Annotated in this window: 17 protein-coding genes; 9 read left to right on the top strand and 8 right to left on the bottom strand. The window is 71.7% G+C overall.

The window, feature by feature from the left end; all coding sequences use genetic code 11:
- The 3 genes from I3F54_RS26825 to I3F54_RS26815 form a co-directional block, all read right to left on the bottom strand.
- Positions 1-895 (bottom strand): sigma-70 family RNA polymerase sigma factor (locus tag I3F54_RS26825; RefSeq protein ID WP_240121493.1); only part of this gene is annotated, 895 nt, incomplete at its 3' end.
- 517 nt (positions 896-1412) lie between these two features.
- On the bottom strand, positions 1413-1796 hold the full coding sequence (locus tag I3F54_RS26820) for a DUF1330 domain-containing protein (protein WP_240121492.1): 384 nt from the start codon (positions 1794-1796) through the stop codon (positions 1413-1415).
- A 161-nt stretch (positions 1797-1957) separates the two neighbouring features.
- Entirely contained in the window at positions 1958-2407 is a 450-nt protein-coding gene (locus I3F54_RS26815) for an SPW repeat protein (protein ID WP_240121491.1), read from the bottom strand.
- Positions 2408-2928: 521 nt separating this feature from the next.
- On the opposite strand from I3F54_RS26815, the gene I3F54_RS26810 reads away from it, so the two are divergent.
- The 9 genes from I3F54_RS26810 to I3F54_RS26770 are packed head-to-tail and all read left to right on the top strand — an operon-like array spanning position 2929 to position 9869.
- Positions 2929-4494 (top strand): hypothetical protein, encoded by a 1566-nt coding sequence (locus I3F54_RS26810; protein ID WP_240121490.1) that lies wholly within the window; start codon positions 2929-2931, stop codon positions 4492-4494.
- Positions 4481-5026 carry a hemerythrin domain-containing protein gene (locus I3F54_RS26805; protein ID WP_240121489.1) on the top strand — a complete coding sequence of 182 codons (546 nt, stop codon included), beginning with the start codon at positions 4481-4483 and terminating at the stop codon, positions 5024-5026. Before I3F54_RS26810 ends, I3F54_RS26805 begins: the two co-directional genes overlap by 14 nt.
- Positions 5023-6111 carry a hydrogenase expression protein HypE gene (locus I3F54_RS26800; RefSeq protein ID WP_240121488.1) on the top strand — a complete coding sequence of 363 codons (1089 nt, stop codon included), beginning with the start codon at positions 5023-5025 and terminating at the stop codon, positions 6109-6111. Before I3F54_RS26805 ends, I3F54_RS26800 begins: the two co-directional genes overlap by 4 nt.
- Positions 6112-6151: 40 nt before the next feature.
- Positions 6152-7945, top strand: coding sequence for a nickel-dependent hydrogenase large subunit (locus I3F54_RS26795; protein ID WP_240121487.1), 1794 nt, complete (start codon positions 6152-6154; stop codon positions 7943-7945).
- The gene (locus tag I3F54_RS26790; RefSeq protein ID WP_240121486.1) at positions 7938-8486 is read left to right on the top strand and encodes a NifU family protein; all 549 of its coding nucleotides are present in this window, start codon (positions 7938-7940) and stop codon (positions 8484-8486) included. Before I3F54_RS26795 ends, I3F54_RS26790 begins: the two co-directional genes overlap by 8 nt.
- A complete protein-coding gene (locus I3F54_RS26785; protein ID WP_240121485.1) occupies positions 8483-9115 on the top strand; it encodes a DUF5947 family protein in 633 nt (210 codons plus the stop codon). Before I3F54_RS26790 ends, I3F54_RS26785 begins: the two co-directional genes overlap by 4 nt.
- Positions 9082-9288 carry a hypothetical protein gene (locus tag I3F54_RS26780; RefSeq protein WP_240121484.1) on the top strand — a complete coding sequence of 69 codons (207 nt, stop codon included), beginning with the start codon at positions 9082-9084 and terminating at the stop codon, positions 9286-9288. Before I3F54_RS26785 ends, I3F54_RS26780 begins: the two co-directional genes overlap by 34 nt.
- 18 nt (positions 9289-9306) lie before the next feature.
- Positions 9307-9465 carry a hypothetical protein gene (locus I3F54_RS26775; protein WP_240121483.1) on the top strand — a complete coding sequence of 53 codons (159 nt, stop codon included), beginning with the start codon at positions 9307-9309 and terminating at the stop codon, positions 9463-9465.
- Positions 9466-9470: 5 nt separating this feature from the next.
- Positions 9471-9869: a hydrogenase maturation nickel metallochaperone HypA gene (locus I3F54_RS26770; protein ID WP_240121482.1), complete on the top strand. Its 399-nt coding sequence runs from the start codon at positions 9471-9473 to the stop codon at positions 9867-9869.
- Between the two features lie 248 nt (positions 9870-10117).
- Here the strand turns inward: I3F54_RS26770 and I3F54_RS26765 are convergent, their stop codons facing one another.
- The 5 genes from I3F54_RS26765 to I3F54_RS26745 form a co-directional block, all read right to left on the bottom strand.
- Positions 10118-12847, bottom strand: a complete 2730-nt coding sequence (locus I3F54_RS26765; RefSeq protein ID WP_240121481.1) for an HAD-IC family P-type ATPase — start codon at positions 12845-12847, stop codon at positions 10118-10120.
- A 90-nt stretch (positions 12848-12937) separates the two neighbouring features.
- On the bottom strand, positions 12938-13897 hold the full coding sequence (locus I3F54_RS26760) for a polyphosphate kinase 2 family protein (RefSeq protein ID WP_240121497.1): 960 nt from the start codon (positions 13895-13897) through the stop codon (positions 12938-12940).
- A gap of 367 nt (positions 13898-14264) precedes the next feature.
- Positions 14265-15338 (bottom strand): hydrogenase expression/formation protein HypE, encoded by a 1074-nt coding sequence (gene hypE, locus I3F54_RS26755; RefSeq protein WP_275676858.1) that lies wholly within the window; start codon positions 15336-15338, stop codon positions 14265-14267.
- Positions 15331-16452, bottom strand: a complete 1122-nt coding sequence (hypD, locus tag I3F54_RS26750) for a hydrogenase formation protein HypD (protein ID WP_240121480.1) — start codon at positions 16450-16452, stop codon at positions 15331-15333. The genes hypE and hypD overlap by 8 nt, the downstream gene beginning before the upstream one ends.
- A complete protein-coding gene (locus I3F54_RS26745) occupies positions 16449-16778 on the bottom strand; it encodes a HypC/HybG/HupF family hydrogenase formation chaperone (protein WP_240121479.1) in 330 nt (109 codons plus the stop codon). Before I3F54_RS26745 ends, hypD begins: the two co-directional genes overlap by 4 nt.
- Positions 16779-16780: the final 2 nt, after the last annotated feature.

Raw genomic sequence — 16780 nt, 5'->3', positions numbered from 1 at the left:
CCTCGGGCGCACCCCGCCCGGCGGGCGCCGGTGGCCGGGGGCCGCCGGTGGCGGCGGCCGTCCGCGGCGCCGTCGACGGCGGGTCGGCCCCGGACGCCAGCAGCACCTCCCGCAGCTGCCTGAGGCAGCGCGACAGGATGCGGGAGACCTGCATCTGCGAGACGCCGATGACATCGGCGATCTGCTGCTGAGTGAAGTCCTGGTAGAACCGCAGACGCAGGACGAGCCGGTCCCGCTCCGGCAGCCGCCGCACGGCGGAGTCCAGCGCCACGCTGTCCAGGACCCGGTCCAGTTCCCGGTCCTCGGTCCCGACGAGGGACAGCAGCGTGCCGTCGACGCCGCTGTCGGTCTGCGCGTCCAGGGACCGCGCGCGGCACGCCTGGACGGCCCGCAGTGTCCCGGTGACCCGGTGCGGCTCCAGGCCCGTGTGCGCCGCGATCTCCACCGGTGACGGGGAGCGGCCGCCGTTGCGCTGCTGGAGCTCCTCGACGGCCTGCAGCACGGGGCCGCGGGCCTCCTGCACCGGGCGGGGGAGTCGCAGGACTCCTGTCCGGTCCCTGAGGTGCCGCCTGATCTCGCCGACGACCGTGGGCACCGCGTACGCCAGGAAGGCGTAGCCGCGATCCGGGTCGTACCCGTCGACCGCCTTGATGAGCCCGACGGAGGCGACCTGGACGAGGTCGTCGTCGTCCTCGCTGCGGCCGTGGAAGCGGCGGGCCAGGCGGCGGGCCAGCGGCACGAGCAGGCCGATGGTCCGCTCCCGTGCCGCCCGGCGCTGCGGGCCGGGCGGGAGCGCGGCGAGTTCGCGCATCAACGCGTCGATGTCCTCCGACGACGGGGCCGGGGACGTGGAGCCTCCGGCCGGAGGCGCGGTGGGGGTGGCTGCGGGATACATGACCTCGGGTGTGTCGGCGGGGCGGAGGGTCGGCAGAACACACCTGCGAGCAGACCCTGAGCAACGCGCGACCGCTCCGGTCGCAGGGCCCTCTCGGTGGCGGGCAGCTGCCGTTATCCGTGCGCACGGTCCGCACACGGTTGCCGGTATGGCGTCGAACCGGTGGCATGGGCGGACCCCTGTCACCATTCGGCTTGTGAAGTCACCCGTTGCGCCGCAGCGAAACATCGTGCGGACCCCTGATCACCCGGACGGCCCCGCCATCGGATCCGTCCGGCCCGCCGCCCCCGGCTTCCCCGCCCGCTCGACCTGCCGGCAGTCCGGGCCGCCGGTCGGCGGCCGGGCGGTCGGGGCGGCAGTGCGGAGCGGACACGGCGAAGTCCCCCGCACAGGCCGTGCGGGGGACGCCCGGACACACCGCGCGGCGGGGCGTGGCGACGGCGCGGAGCCGGCCGGTGCCTTCAGGGCACGACCGGCCTGCCGCGCGCCGGGTCACGCCAGGCCGCGGTGCGCCGGGTCACGCCTGCGGCGTGTTCCGACCCCACTGCGTGGTGGGCTGGAGAACGGCCTCCTCCAGTGCCCGGGTGCGCAGCTCGGTGACCTTCTGGTACTCGGGATCGGCCACCATCCTGCTGAACGCCTCGCGGTTCGGGTACCGCACGAGGATCACCGCGTCCCAGGCCTGCCCGTCCTCGGCCACCAGCGCGGTGGCGCCGGTGCCGGCGTACAGGACCTGGCCGCCGTAGCGGGGAAGGAAGGTCTCCTCCAGATGGCGGGCGTACTCCTGGTACGGGCTCCTGCCGCCCGGCGCGAAGCGCAGCAGGTTGAGCATGACCACCGGGCCACCAGGGTCCTCGGTGAGCAGGCGCTTGAGATCGGCGCCCGTGGGGTCGACGGCCACGTAACACCCCTTTCACGGAAGTCTTCGCCCTCGGCGGAGGGCCGGCCGCCTTCGAGCATACCGTTCGGTATGTCCGGATCCCGTGGGCGCCCGCCTCGCCCCGCTCCGGCGAGGGGGCGAGGGGCGCCCGTGCCGGCGCCGGTCCGGTGGACCGGCCGGATTCAGCGCTGGGTGCTGCGGCGGGTGAGCCCGATGGTCAGACCCATGGCAGCCAGGCCGAGAACGAACGTCGCGCCGCCCATCCAGCAGTTGTTCCAGACGATGCCGGCCCGCGCGCTGTGGCTCGCCGTCACCACCCAGGGCGAGAGCAGCAGCCATATGCCGAGCGGTGCCACGACCCAGGCCAGCCGGAACATCCGCTCCGGCGCGAGGGTCAGGGCGAAGCCGATCAGGCCGACGGTGATGCCGACGACGAGGTTGTTGACGGTGATGTTGGGTTCGTTGGTGAAATGCACGACCCACGGCGAGATCGCGGTGTAGACACCTGCGAGGAGGATCAGACCCTCCACGGCGATGGCCTGGCCGCTGGACGCGGTGCGTTCGAGGCGCTCCCGCATCTCGGCGATCTCGGGGTGTGTTGTCATCTCGCCGGTGTGCTGCGGATACGACATGGGGGTCGTCTCCTCTCCGGGAGTGATGTGTGACTTGTGTGACGAGTCCCCTTCACAGGAGCTTTATTCAGCTTCCCGGCATCTTGTTCAGCTCGCTGTCTGCGCACGCCTCCCCCGGCCGTCCCGTCGGCCTGTCCGCCCCTCCGGCCACCGGGCCTTTTCGGTACCTGCTCGCTCCTCTTCGGTACCTGCTCGCGTCCCGGTGTGCCGGCTCGACGTGTGTGGGGTCCGAAGCCCACCGGCCGACCCGCTCCACCGTGCCGGGCGCCGGCCCTGCCCGCTCCGGGGCGGACGTTCACCGGGCCACGCGCCCACCCTCGTGCCGTGCCCTTGACGGCCCGTCGCGTCCCCGGGGCCCGCACGCCCCCACCGGGCCCGCGCGCCTTTCGGCGCCGGGGTCCCGCGCGGACCCCCGGACGGCGGATCCTCGTTCCGCCACAGGAGGCGCCGCGGTGTGAACCGTGTGAGCGTGGTGGAACGCATGGCGGACGTAGGCCTTGCCAGCCGGACGAGGAGGCGAGATGGCGGTCGGTGCCCAAGAGGGATGTCCCGAGGGGACGGTGCTCCCCGACGACGTGTTCGAGCGCTTGCGCGCGGTTGCCGACGCCGTCCTCTACGAGGGCTACCTCCTCTACCCCTACCGCCGCTCCTCCGCCAAGAACCGGGTGCGCTGGCAGTTCGGCGTCCTCGCCCCGCGCGAATGGGCCGAGCGCGACGGCCCCGTGGCCGAGGGGCTGTCCGGGGCGGTGGACGCCTGGTACCAGCAGACGGAGTGCCTGGTGCGCGCCGTGCCGGGGGCCGTGTTGCGGGTGCGCGTGCGCTATCTGCACCTCCAGCGCAAGCAGGTCGAGGAGCGGCTGCCCGGCGGGGGCCATCGGCCGGTCGAGTCGCTGGCGGACGGCGACGACGTGCACCTCACCTTCGACGAGGCGGTGCCCCGCGAAGTGGATGTCACCGTCGCCCTGGACCGGTTGCTCGCAGGCGATCTGTGCCTGATGGCCGGGGCTGCCTCCGGGGAGGAGCACGAGAGCGTCGCCGGCGGAGCCGGGCGCGTGGTGCGCCGCCGTGAGCAGGTGGACGCGGTCACGACTGTTCGGGCCGAGCCCGTGCGGGACGGTCGGCCGGGCGCCCCGGCGCTCTACCGGATCCGGGTACGCACGGAGAACACCGGGCCCGCGCGCTGCGGCGCCGCCGCACCGCGTGGCGAGGCGCTCGCCCACGCGCTGATGGCCACGCACACGCTGATCGGCGGTGAGGGGGTCGAGTTCGTCTCCCTGACCGACCCGCCGGCCGACTGCGAGCAGCACGTCCGCTCGTGCCGGAACGTGCACACGTTCCCCGTCCTCGGTGGTGAAGCCGGGTGCGGTGAGGTGGTGCTGTCATCGCCGATCCTGCTGCCCGACCATCCGCAGGTGGCTCCCGAGAGTCCCGGCGACCTGCATGACGCCGCCGAGATCGACGAGATCCTCACCCTGCGCACCCTCCTTCTGACCGACGAGGAGAAACGCGAGGCACGGGCCACCGACCGGCGCGCCGCCGACATCCTCGACCGCGTCGAGACGATGCCGCCGGAGATCTTCGCCCGGCTGCACGGCGCCATCCGCTCCCTGGAACCCGCGGCGCAGCCGCCCGGGCAGCCCGGGCGGCCGCCCGGGCACCGAGCCGCACGGCCGCCGGCGTGGTCCGCCGTGCACGTGCAGGGCCAACCCTTTCCCGCGGCCGCCACCTCGGCGGCCGCCGGACCCGCCGCCGGCGTGCCGTGGTGGGGGGACGGTGCCGACGACGGGCTGTCCCCGACCACCGACAGCGTCCTCGTGGACGGCGTCCCGGTCGCCGCCGGCAGTGCCGTGCGGCTGCGCCCGGCCGCGCGGGGCGCCGACGCCCAGGACATGTTCCTGGACGGGCGTACCGCCCGCGTCGCCGCCGTCCTGCACGACGTGGACGGCAGCATGCACGTCGCCGTCACCGTCGACGACGACCCCGCGGCCGAACTCAACGGCTGGTACGGCCGTTTCCACTACTTCCGCCCCCACGAACTCGTCCCTCTGGCCGCGACCGACGAAGGAGGGCGCGATGGACGGCCTTGACCTGCTGGTCAACGACCACCGCAGGGCGGAGCAACTGTTCCGCAACTACCACGCCGCCGCGTCCGGCCGGCAGCGGCGGGCCGTCGTGGACCTGATGATCCGGGAGCTGTCCCGGCACGCGGCCCTGGAGGAGATGCTCGTCTACCCGCTGGCCAAGGAGGCACTCCCCGACGGGGAGCAGGAGGTCGAGCGGCACCTGGCCGACCACATGGCCCTGAAGAAGACCCTCTTCGCTCTGGACCGGCTGCCCGCGGGCGACGAACGGACCGGCGACCTCGTGGCCGAGTTGCGGGCCGAGGTCGAGGACCACGTGCGCGAGGAGGAAGAGGAGTTCATGCCCCGGCTGCGTGCGGCCGTGTCCCAGGGGGAACTGGACCGGCTCGGGCGGCACCTGGTGAAGGCCGAGCGCAGCGCCCCGACCCGTCCCCATCCCAACGCCCCGGAACAGCCCCCCGCCCTCACCCTGGCCGGACCGCTGGCCGCGGCCTACGACCGCTTCCGGGACCGCATCCAACGGAGGCCGATGACATGACCACCGACAGCGGAACCACCGACGTCAGCCAGGACACCGCCCGCGCCGAGCAGCGCGAGGGGTTCGACGAGGTCCACATCCTCTGGATCTCCGAGGGCATGAGCTGCGACGGCGACACCGTCTCGCTCACCGCCGCCGGACAGCCTTCGATCGAGGACCTCGTTCTGGGCCTCGTCCCCGGCCTGCCCAAGGTGAACCTGCACAACAAGGTGCTCTCGCCCAGCCTGGGCGGCGAGGACTTCCTCGCGCCCTACCGGGCCGCGGCCCGCGGCGAACTGGGGCCCTTCATCCTCGTGATCGAGGGATCCATCCCCAACCAGAACATCATCGAGGGCGACGGCTACTGGACGTCGTTCGGCAACGACCCGGAGACCGGCGAGCCCCACACCCTGAACTGGTGGATCGACCAGCTCGCCCCCCGGGCGTGGGCGGTCGTCGCGGCCGGCACGTGCGCCGCCTACGGCGGGATCCACGCCATGGCCGGCAACCCCACCGGCTCCATGGGCCTGTGCGACTACCTGGGCTGGGACTACAAGAGCCAGGGTGCCCTGCCCGTGGTCAACGTCCCCGGCTGTCCCATCCAGCCCGAGAACTTCATGGAGACCCTGGTCTGGGTGCTCTACCATGCCGCCGGTGCCGCCCCGCCGCCCCCGCTCGACCACATGCTGCGTCCCCAGTGGCTGTTCGGGCGGACCGTCCACGAGGGCTGCGACCGGGCCGCCTACTACGAGCAGGCCGACTTCGCCAAGGACTACAACGCCCCCAAGTGCCAGGTGAAGGTGGGCTGCTGGGGCCCGGTGGTCAACTGCAACGTCCCCAAGCGGGGCTGGATGAACGGCATCGGTGGATGCCCCAACGTGGGAGGCATCTGCATCGGCTGCACCATGCCGGGCTTCCCCGACGCGTTCATGCCGTTCATGGACGAGCCCACCGGCGGCAGCCTGTCGTCGATCCTCATCAAGCCCTACGGGTCGTTCATCCGGCGGATGCGCGGCATCACCAGCGCCGCCGTCAACCGGGAGCCGAAGTGGCGGCACAACGAGCCCGCGCTGAGCAGCGGATACGACCCGCACTGGCGTGCCTGAGAGCGCATCACACCCCCAACGAGCTAGGGCAGGAAGTGACATGACACAGACCGAGGACCGGGCCGGGACACGCCAACCCGGGCAGCTCGTGGAGATGTCCTGGGACCCGATCACCCGGATCGTCGGCAACCTGGGCATCTACACGAAGATCGACTTCGCCAACCGGGAGGTGGTCGAGTGCCACAGCACCTCGTCCATCTTCCGGGGCTACTCGGTGTTCATGAAGGGCAAGGACCCCCGTGACGCCGGGTTCATCACCTCGCGGATCTGCGGCATCTGCGGCGACAACCACACCACCTGCTCCAACTACGCGCAGCAGATGGCGTACGGCATCAAACCGCCGATGCTGGCCGAGCACATCGTCAACCTCGGCGAAGCGGCCGAGTACATGTTCGACCACACCATCTTCCAGGACAACCTGGTCTTCGTGGACTTCTGCGAGGCCATGGTCAAGGCGACCAACCCGGGCGTCCTGGCGCGCGCCGAACGCACCGACGCGCCCCGGGGCGAGATCCACGGCTACCGGACCATCGCCGACATCATGCGGGCCTTCAACCCCTTCGAGGGCGAGGTCTACAAGGAGGCCCTCAAGGTCAGCCGGCTGACCCGGGAGATGTTCTGCAAGATGGAGGGGCGCCACGTCCACCCGTCGACCCTGTACCCCGGCGGCGTCGGCACCGTGCCCACCCCGACGCTCTTCACCGACTACCTCTCCGGGCTGATGAAGACCCTGGACTTCATCAAGCAGGCCGTCGCCATGAACGACGACGTCTTCGACTTCTTCTACGAGGCCCTGCCCGGATACGAGGAGGTCGGCCGCCGCCGGGTCCTGCTCGGCTGCTGGGGCGCCTTCCAGGACCCCGAGGTCTGCGACTACCGCTACGAGACGATGAACGACTGGGGCAAGGCGATGTTCGTCACCCCCGGCATCGTCGTCGACGGCGAGCTCGTCACCAACAACCTCGTCGACATCAACCTCGGCATGCGCATCATGCTCGGCAGCTCCTACTACGAGGACTGGGCGAACGAGGAGCCGTTCGTCACCCACGACCCGCTGGGCAACCCCGTCGACATGCGCCACCCGTGGAACCAGACCACCGTCCCGGTGCCGCAGAAGCGCAAGCTCGACGACAAGTACAGCTGGGTGATGAGCCCGCGCTGGTACCACCAGCAGAGCGACCAGCACCTCGCCCTGGACACCGGCGGAGGCCCGCTGGCCCGGCTGTGGTCGACCGCGCTGAGCGGCCTGGTCGACACGCCGTACGTGAAGGCCACCGGCAACAGCGTCCGCATCACGCTGCCGAGGAGCGAGAAGCTGCCCGAGCAGACGCTGGAGTGGAAGATCCCCCAGTGGAGCAACACCATCGAGCGCGACCGGGCCCGCCCCTACTTCGTCGCCTACGCCGCCGCGATGGCCTTCGACTTCGTGGAGAAGGCGATGGGACTGGTCCGGGCGGGCGAGGTCAAGACGTTCGAGAACTTCGAGGTGCCCGACGAGGCGATCGGCTGCGGCTTCCACGAGGCCGTGCGCGGTGTCCTCTCCCACCACCTGGTGATCAAGGACAGGAAGATCGCCAACTACCACCCCTACCCGCCGACCCCGTGGAACGCCAGCCCCCGCGACAGCTTCGGCACGCCGGGCCCCTACGAGGACGCCGTCCAGGGCCAGCCGATCTTCGAGGAGAACGGCCCCGACGACTTCAAGGGCGTCGACATCATGCGCACCGTGCGCAGCTTCGACCCCTGCCTGCCGTGCGGCGTCCACATGTACCTCGGCAAGGGCAAGGAGATCACCACGATGCACACGCCGACCTACGGGGCCGGCAATGGCTGACGCGGAGCGGCTCGACGACACCGCGGTCAGCACGCGGCTGGCCCGCATCGACGACCTGCTGGAACGCCTGGAGAGCAGCCCCGGGCCCACGGCCCGGGACGCGGTGCAGGCGGTACGGGACCTCACCGACGTCTACGGCGAGGCGCTGGCCCGCGTCGTCGACCGCGCCGATCCGGCACTGACCGGGGCGCTCGCCGACGACGAACTCGTCGGCCACCTGCTGATCCTGCACGACGTGCACCCCGAGCCGCTGCTGACCCGGCTGGAACGCGCGGTGGGACGGCTGCGGGACGAACTGCGGCGGCACGGCGGCGACATCGAGCTGACCGGTGTGGACGAGGGCGTGGCCCGGGTGCGTCTGACGGCCGGGGGCTGCGGCTCCGCCGCCTCCGGTGTGCTGGACGCCGTACGCGAGAGGCTGCTCGCGGTGGCACCCGAACTCGACGACGTCCGGCGTGAACCGGACGCCGGGCAGGGGGTGGCGTTCGTGCCGCTGGACGCCCTCACCCGGCCCGCGGCGCAGCCCCAGGGGGCGCCGTGACCGGGGGCGGCGCCCTCGCCCGGGTCATCCGCTCGGCCGCCGGCCGGCGCGGCGCGGACGAGGAACGCTGCGACCTGTGCGCGGCACCCGTCGCCGGGGAGCACCGCCATGTGTACGACGGCGAGCGGCAAGAGGTGCTCTGCGCCTGCCGCCCCTGCGCGCTGCTGTTCGTGCGCGACGAGGCGAGCGACGGCCACTACCGGCTCGTCCCCGAGCGCCGCCTGCGGCTGCCGCCGCTGGACACCGCGCCCCTGGGCGTGCCCGTCGGCCTGGCCTTCTTCGTCCCCCACCCCGACGGCACCGTCACGGCCCACTACCCGGGTCCGGCCGGTGCGGTCCGCTGGCAGGTGGACGCCGCCGCCTGGCGGGAGGTCGCCGCAGGGTGTCCACTGGTGGGGAGCGTGACCCCCGATGTCGAGGCACTGCTCATGAACACCGCGCGCGACGCACGGCACCACTGGATCGTCCCCGTCGACGACTGCTTCCGCCTGGTGGCGCTCGTACGGAGGGAATGGCGGGGCCTGTCGGGCGGCACCCGGGTGTGGCCCGCCGTCGACGGGTTCTTCGCGGACCTGACCAGCACAGGGAGCACTTCATGGGAACCATCAGGGTCGGACACCCGGACGTGAAGCCGGACGCCCCCACCCACGTCTTCGGCCTGCACCAGGGCAACAAGGGGCCCTATTCCCACCAGGCCGGGCACCACGAGGACGGCACCGCCGACGCGCGGCGCTCCACCGGCATCCACAGCAAGAAGCACAACGCGATCCTGACGGTGATGCCGAACATCCCTCCGGGATGAGGCGGACGAGGAGTACAGATGGCACAGCTGACGGGCCGGAGCGTCCTGACCGCTCAGGCGGCGCTCCTGGCAGGAGCGGCCCTGGCCCTGTTGATCAGGGAGTTGCCGGGGCTGGTACGGGAGATCAGGATCTGGCGGATGGTCGGAGTGCGGTCCCGCTCCGGCCACCCCCGGTGACACCCGTGCACGAGTTGTCGATCGCCACGGCCGTCGTGGAACAGGCGGACGAGGTGGCCCGGGCCCACGGCCCGGGCCCCGTCTCCGCCGTGCACGTACGCGTCGGGGAGCTGTCGGGGGTCGTCCCCGAGGCCCTGGCCTTCGCCTTCGAGGTGGCCCGGGGCGGGACGGCGCTCGCGGCGGCCGAACTGGTCGTCGAGGAGATCCCCGCCGTCGCCCACTGCGGCCCCTGCGACGAGGACTTCCCGGTGGGTAGCCCCCCGTTCTTCTGGTGCCCGCGCTGCGACCGCGCTTCCGAAGGGCTTCGCAGCGGGCGGGAACTGGAGATCACGGGAGTCGAACTCGCCGACGCACCGGCCTGTCCCGGCCTTGGCGGCGCAGCACCCGCCGACGCACCGGGTTGACCCGGCCGCCTCGGCACGGCACCCGCCACGGCACGGGGTGCCGTCAACGAGCGGCGAACGAGGTGACGAGCGGCTCTCGGCAGCTGTGGCGGCGGGTTGTCGGCTCGTGCGAGGGCCAAGCGGCCGGTCGTCAGCGGTAGTAGTGATTCCGCCCGGCGCCGGTGAACCTCCGGAGCCTGCCCGGGGGCTGCTTGCTCCCCGGTGTCCGGGCTACGGCTACCGGGCCGTGACGTGCCCGTGCCGGCGCATCAGGTGTCTCCTGAGCGACGGGCCAGGAACTTGCCCAGTTCCCACAGGAGCAGCAGCGCGAGGGCGGCCAGCACGGCCCAGCCGAACTGCCGCGCGTCGATCTCGGTCGTGCCGAGGATGCGCCGGAAGCCGTCCACCTGCGTGACCAGCACCGCCAGCACGAACTGGGTCAGTGCCACCCGGTTCATCTGCCTGCTGTCGAACGTGGACGTCGTCAGCACCGAGTCCGTCTCGCTGCGGCATTCGAACGCGGCCACGACCAGACAGAGGGCGAAGGCGGTGAACGCGATCGACCGACCGGTCTCGACGCTGCCGAAGTGGGCCTGACCGAGCTTGATCAGTCCGAGCAGGAGGGCGGTGATCGCCAGCCCGCCGAGCCCGACCGTGACCAGTACGGGCCGGGTGAGGACGGACTCCCCTCGCGGACGCGGCCTGCGCCGCATGAGCCCGGGGCTCTCCCGGTCGAAGCCGAGCGCGAAGCCGAAGGAGGCGTTGACCACGAAGTGGATCCACAGCACCTGCGGCGGGGTGAAGGGCTCACCGGCGGCGATGTTCAAGACGGTGGCCCCGAGGAAGGTCAGGACGAAGGCGACGAGCAGGAGCAGGACGAATCGGATGTACTTGGTGAGGTTGTCGTAGATTCGCCGGCCCTGCTCCACGGCGTAGACGATGGTGGCGAAGCGGTCGTCGGAGAGGATCATGCGTCCGGCGTTCTTCGCCACGTCTGTGCCGCTGCCCATGGCGATGCCGATGTCGGCGGCTTTGATGGCAGGGGCGTCGTTGACACCGTCCCCGGTCATCGCCACGACATCACCCCTCTTCTTGAGGGTGTCGGCGAGCAGCACCTTGTGCTCCGGCGCGACGCGGCCCACCACACCGATGCCGTCGATGCGGGCGAGTTGTTCGTCCTCGCCCATGGCCGCGAAGTCGGCGCCGAGGACCGCCTCGCCGGGGATGCCGAGCTGCCGGGCGATCGCCGCACCGGTGGTGACGTCGTCACCGGTCACCATGCGGACCCGGATGTGCCCCGCCTGTGCTCCGGCCACGGCTGCCCTGGCGTCCTCGCGGGGCGGATCGACCATGCCGACGAGACTGGTCATCCGCAGTTCGGTGACGTACGCGAGCAGGTCGCCGTCCGGGTCGAAGCCGGCCGGGTCCAGATCACGGGTGGCCGCGGCCATCACCCGGTGTCCCTCGCCGCCCATCCGCCGGGTCTGTGCCTCGGCGCGCGCGATCAGTTCGGCGTTCCACGGGATGGTCCCGCCTGCCGCGAGCGCGGTGGCGGCCCGTGTCACCACCGCCGGGACCGCGCCTTTGACGAAGCACCGGACGACCTGCCGTCCGGAGGCGTCGACCGCCTGGTTGAACGTGGCCATCAGCTTGTAGTCCGGGTCGAACGGCAGCGTGGCGAGCCGGGGGAGGCCCTCGCGGGTGGCGTCGATGTCCAGTCCTGCCTTGTGAGCGAGCACCAGCAGGGCTCCCTCGGTCGGATCGCCCACCACCTCGCCGTCCACCAGCTTCGCGTCGCTGGCCACCACGTACGGCAGGATCGCGTCCTCGATGCCCGCGGCGGAACCCGACGTGCCCGCGGCGTGGTGGATCTTCCCGCCGAGCCCGTAGCCCGTACCCGAGACGGTGTACCGGTCGGTGGGACTGACGACTTCGACGGCGGTCATCTGGTTCATGGTCAGGGTGCCGGTCTTGTCCGAGTTGATCGCCGAGGTGAACGCCAGTGTCTCGACCGACGGCAACTCCTTGACGATGGCGTTGCGCTGCGCCAGGTTGAGGCTGCCGACGGAAAGGATCGCCTGGGTCACGGTCGGCAGGGCCTCGGGGATGGCCGCGATGGCCAGCGAGACCGCGCTGACGAACAGGGAGTCCCAGGCCTGGTCCCGTTGCCGTCCCAGGGCGAACATCACGATCATGGTCAGGACGGCAGCCCCGATGATCCACAGCGTCAGGGTGTCGAGTTCCCTGGTGAGCGGCGGTACCTCCTTCTCGGTGGCCGACAGCATTCCGGAGATCCTGCCGACCTCGGTCGTGGCGCCGGTCGCGGTGACGACGAGTACGCCGCTGCCGTGGGTGACCGGGGTGTTCTTGAACGCCATGTTCGTCCGGTCGCCGGGCGCTGGGCGGGGGCCGGCCAGCGTGCCGGCGTCCTTCGCGGAGGGGACGCTCTCGCCGGTGAGCGCCGACTCGTCGATCTGCAGGGCACTGGCCTCGATGATGCGTCCGTCGGCCGCGACCTGGTCCCCGGCGGCGATGAGCACGATGTCGCCGAGGGCGAGCTGTTCGGCGGGGATCTCGGCCTCCGTGCCGTCCCTGCGTACCCGCGCCGTCGCCTTCATCATCGACTGCAGCGCGTTCATCGCGCTCTCGGCCTTGCCCTCCTGGCGCAGGCCCACGACCGCGTTCAACAGGGTCAGGACGAACAGCAGGATCGCGGTGGCCCACTCCTGGATGAGCAGCGAGACGACCGCTGCGGCCACGAGGACGATCTGCATGTAACTGCGGTACTGCGCGAGGAAGCGACGCCAGGCCGGAGGCGGTTTCTCCTCGGGCAGCGTGTTCGGGCCGTGTGAGGTCAAGAGCTGCTCGGCCCGTGCCGTGGAGAGACCGACCGCCGGATCCACGCCGAACGCCGCCAGGACCTCCTCGGGAGCGTGCGCGTACCAGTCGTCCTGGGCAGCCCGGGGCTGCTGTCCCACGGAACTCGAACGCACCGTCATTGTTCCGCCTCCGGTCCGTGCCCCGTGCCCTGTGCCCCGAGCCGTGGCCGTGGACGTGTCCCGGCCGGTCGAGCGCTGGTTCGACGGGTCTCAGCCGCGCTTCTTCCTGGCCGACGGATGCCGGTCGGCGTAGGGATCGGCCGATGCCCCGGCGGGGGCCTCCCGCTCCAGCTCCCGTTTGGTGACGAGCAGTTCCCTCCGCGCGGCCTTCCCCACGTCGGGGTACTGCGGATCGATGTCCATCAGGGTGTGCGCGAGGATCGCGGCCGCGCAGATCCGCGCGAACCACTTCCGGTCCGCCGGCACGACGTACCACGGCGCCCACTTCGTGCTCGTGGCCGACAGCATCTCGGAGAACGCGTACTGGTATTCGTCCCAGTAGCGCCGTTCCCGGACGTCGGCCGCGGAGAACTTCCAGTTCTTCTCCGGCAGGTCGATCCGCTTCAGGAAGCGGGTGCGCTGCTCCTCCTTGGACAGGTTCAGGAAGATCTTCACCACCTTGAACCCGTTGTCCGTGAGGTAGCGCTCCCAGCGGTTGATCTCCCGGTAGCGCCGCTTCCATATGCCCGGTCCGCGTGCGTCGTCCGGCAGCCTCTGCCGGACCAGGTTCTCCGGGTGGACCCGCACGACGAGAACCTCCTCGTAGTGCGAGCGGTTGAAGATGGCGATCCCGCCGCGCTCGGGCAGTCGCCGGGCGTACCGCCACAGGTAGTCGTGGTCGAGTTCCTCGGCGGAGGGCACCTTGAAGCTGCTGACCCGTACGCCCTGGGGATTGACGCCGCTCATCACATGGCGGATCGTCCCGTCCTTGCCACCGGCGTCGAGTGCCTGCAGACAGAGCAGCACCCCGTAGGTGTCCTGGGCGGCCAGCCGCTCCTGGTACTCGGCCAGCAGCGACACCCCGGTCCGCAGCAGTTCCTTTCCGTCCCGCTTCTTCAGACCGGCTTTGAAGCGGGGATCGAAGCCGCGGTCCAGGCGCACCTTCGACCCTGGTTTCACCCGGAGGGTCGCGACGAGATCCGCAATGCGTTCGGCTCTCTCATCCGACATCACGATCAGCCCTTCGATCGTCATGACCGCACCGATCCCACGTCCCATGACCTCCGGACCGCAGAACCACGTGTCCCGCCACAGCCGCGGACAGGCTCCCTCGCGCCCATTGTCCGCGCGCCCGGACAAGATCGCCCCCTCAGGCCGGGTGGCCGGGAAGGCGTGGGGGAGGAGACGTCGGCACCGCGGCCGGTCCGCTCGTCGAGGGAACTCCTCGACCGGTGCCACCGGCCCCGGGCGCCCGTGCCGGGTCCGCACGCCCCGCCGGGCCGCTTCGCGGATGCCCGTGTCCGGTGTATGGCGGCGCCTCGACCGTCCAGCCCGCGGTGTCCACCTCTACGGGGTGGACACCGCGGGCTCCTCACCGTCAGCAGATGCGCGGTAGCTGCTCCCCGAGCGGCATGTCCACGACCCGGGTGCCGCCGAGCCCGGTCGACACCACCACCATGCCGGGGTGGTCCTCGACGCATTCCCCGACCAGCGCGGCCCCCGCCCCCTGCGGATGCGCCCGCATCGCCGCCAGCACGGCCTCGGCGTGCTCGCGGGCCACGAACGCCACCAGCCGGCCCTCGTTGGCGACGTACAGCGGGTCCAGGCCCAGGAAGGCGCAGGCGTTGGCGACGGCGTCCGGCACCGGGACCGCGCGCTCCGTCAGCCGCACCCCGGTGCCCGACGCACGGGCGATCTCGTTCAGCGACGCCGCGAGCCCGCCCCGCGTGGGGTCGCGCAGCACGTGGATGTCCGGGGTGACCCGCAGCATCGCCTCGACCAGCCCGGCCAGCGGCGCGGTGTCGCTCGCGACGTCCACCCCGAACTCCAGTCCCTCCCGGACGCTCATGATCGCGACACCGTGCAGACCGATCGGACCGCTCACCAGGACGGCGTCCCCCGGCCTGGCCCGCTGCGGCCGGATGTCCACCCCGTCCGCGACCAGACCGATGCCGGAGGTGGTGATGTACACGCCGTCGCCGTGGCCGCTCTCGACGACCTTGGTGTCGCCGGTGGCGACGGTGACACCGGCCGCCCGCGCCGCAGCGCCGACCGCCCCGGCGACCCGCTCGACGACGTCCATCGCCACGCCTTCCTCCAGCACGAAGGCCGTGGACAGGAACGCGGGCACCGCACCGCTCATGGCGAGGTCGTTGACGGTGCCGTTGACGGCGAGGTCGCCGATGCAGCCACCGGGGAAGAACAGCGGACGCACCACGTAGGAGTCGGTGGAGAACGCCAGACGTGCCTCGCCGAGCCGGACCACCGCCGAGTCGGCCAGCTGCGCGAGGACCGGATTGCCGAAGGCCGGCGCGAAGACGCCGTCGACGAGTTCCGCCGACAGGGCGCCGCCGCCCCCGTGGCCCATCACCACGACCGGCCGGTCGCGCAGCGGGGCGGGGCAGGACCAGTTCGCCGGGTCGACGGGTGCGGTGGCGGTCGAATCAGCCAACGGGGCTCATCTCCTTGCGCGTGGTGGTGTCCATCCGCCGGTAGAGGTAGTACGCGGCGCAGGCGCCCTCGCTGGAGACCATCGTGGCGCCCAGCGGGGTGCGCGGGGTGCAGCTCGTACCGAACGCCGGGCACTCGGTCGGCTTGATCAGGCCCTGGAGGACCTCGCCGCTGCGGCAGACCGAGGGCTCCTCGGTGCGGATGCCGGTGACGTCGAAGCGGTGCTCGGCGTCGTGGGCGCGGAAGGCCTCGGTCAGCCGCCAGCCGCTGTCCGGGATCCGCCCGATGCCGCGCCAGGAACGGTCGGTGACCTCGAACACCTCCTCGATCATGCGCAGCGCGGCCGGGTTGCCGGCCTCCTGCACCGCGCGGGCGTAGGCGTTCTCCACCCGGTGCTCGCCGCGCTCCAGCTGGCGCACCGCCCGCCGGATGCCCTCCAGGATGTCCAGGGGCTCGAAGCCGGTCACCACGAGGGGCACACGGTGCCGCTCGGCCAGGTCCGGGTACTCGGCGGTGCCCATCACGCTGCACACGTGACCGGCCGCCAGGAAGCCCTGCACCCGGCAGGACGGGGCGGTCATGATCGCCTCGATCGCCGGCGGCACCCGCACGTGCGACACCAGCAGGCTGAAGTTGGCCAGGCCCAGGCGGCGCGCCTGGTGCACCGCCATGGCGTTCGCCGGCGCCGTGGTCTCGAACCCGATGCCGAAGAACACGACCTCGCGGTCGGGGTGACGGCGGGCCAGGTCCAGCGCGTCCATGGGGGAGTAGACCACGCGCACGTCGCCGCCCTCGCTGCGGACCCGGAACAGGTCCCGGTCCGTGCCCGGCACCCGCAGCATGTCCCCGAACGAGCAGAAGATCACCCCGGGGCGCGCGGCGATGGCCAGCGCCTTGTCGATGACCTCCAGCGGTGTCACGCACACCGGACAGCCGGGGCCGTGGATCAGCTCGACCTCGTCCGGCAGGAGCTGGTCGATGCCATGGCGGATGATGGAGTGCGTCTGACCGCCGCACACCTCCATCAGCGCCCAGGGCCGGGTGACGGTGGCCCGGATGTCCTCCAGCAGCTTCCGTGCCAGCTCGGGGTCGTTGAACTCGTCGATGTACCTCATCGGGCTCCTTCCTCCGCGGCGGTCGCGCCGTCCGGGCCGGCGGGCCCCGGCAGCCCCGCCTCCTGCGCCGCCCGTCCCCAGGCGTCACCGAACTCCTCCTCCAGCAGGCCCAGTTCCTCGAAGAGCTTGAGGGAGGCCTGCGCGGATTCCTCGTCCAGCCGCTGGAGGGCGAAGCCGACATGGACGATGACGTACTCACCGACCTGCGTGTCGGGGACGTACTCCAGGCAGACGCGCTTGTGCACGCCGCCGAAGTCGATCAGTCCCGTCAGGGGGTCGGTGCCGTCCTCGATGGCCAGGACGCGGCCGGGCACTGCCAGACACATGG

Origin of the sequence: Streptomyces sp. MUM 2J (assembly GCF_022414535.1) — a bacterium.
Classification (GTDB): domain Bacteria; phylum Actinomycetota; class Actinomycetes; order Streptomycetales; family Streptomycetaceae; genus Streptomyces.
The sequence above is the reverse complement of the archived record's forward strand: the minus strand, read 5'-3'. Positions and strand labels throughout refer to the sequence as shown.

Bases quoted from the DNA above. Each gene is read 5' to 3' on its own strand.
- I3F54_RS26815 (WP_240121491.1), bottom strand. From the start codon at position 2,407: ATGTCGTATCCGCAGCACACCGGCGAGATGACAACACACCCCGAGATC.
- I3F54_RS26810 (WP_240121490.1), top strand. From the start codon at position 2,929: ATGGCGGTCGGTGCCCAAGAGGGATGTCCCGAGGGGACGGTGCTCCCC.
- I3F54_RS26805 (WP_240121489.1), top strand. From the start codon at position 4,481: ATGGACGGCCTTGACCTGCTGGTCAACGACCACCGCAGGGCGGAGCAA.
- I3F54_RS26800 (WP_240121488.1), top strand. From the start codon at position 5,023: ATGACCACCGACAGCGGAACCACCGACGTCAGCCAGGACACCGCCCGC.
- I3F54_RS26795 (WP_240121487.1), top strand. From the start codon at position 6,152: ATGACACAGACCGAGGACCGGGCCGGGACACGCCAACCCGGGCAGCTC.
- I3F54_RS26790 (WP_240121486.1), top strand. From the start codon at position 7,938: ATGGCTGACGCGGAGCGGCTCGACGACACCGCGGTCAGCACGCGGCTG.
- I3F54_RS26780 (WP_240121484.1), top strand. From the start codon at position 9,082: ATGGGAACCATCAGGGTCGGACACCCGGACGTGAAGCCGGACGCCCCC.
- I3F54_RS26775 (WP_240121483.1), top strand. From the start codon at position 9,307: ATGGCACAGCTGACGGGCCGGAGCGTCCTGACCGCTCAGGCGGCGCTC.
- I3F54_RS26765 (WP_240121481.1), bottom strand. From the start codon at position 12,847: ATGACGGTGCGTTCGAGTTCCGTGGGACAGCAGCCCCGGGCTGCCCAG.
- I3F54_RS26760 (WP_240121497.1), bottom strand. From the start codon at position 13,897: ATGTCGGATGAGAGAGCCGAACGCATTGCGGATCTCGTCGCGACCCTC.
- hypD (WP_240121480.1), bottom strand. From the start codon at position 16,452: ATGAGGTACATCGACGAGTTCAACGACCCCGAGCTGGCACGGAAGCTG.
- I3F54_RS26745 (WP_240121479.1), bottom strand. From the start codon at position 16,778: ATGTGTCTGGCAGTGCCCGGCCGCGTCCTGGCCATCGAGGACGGCACC.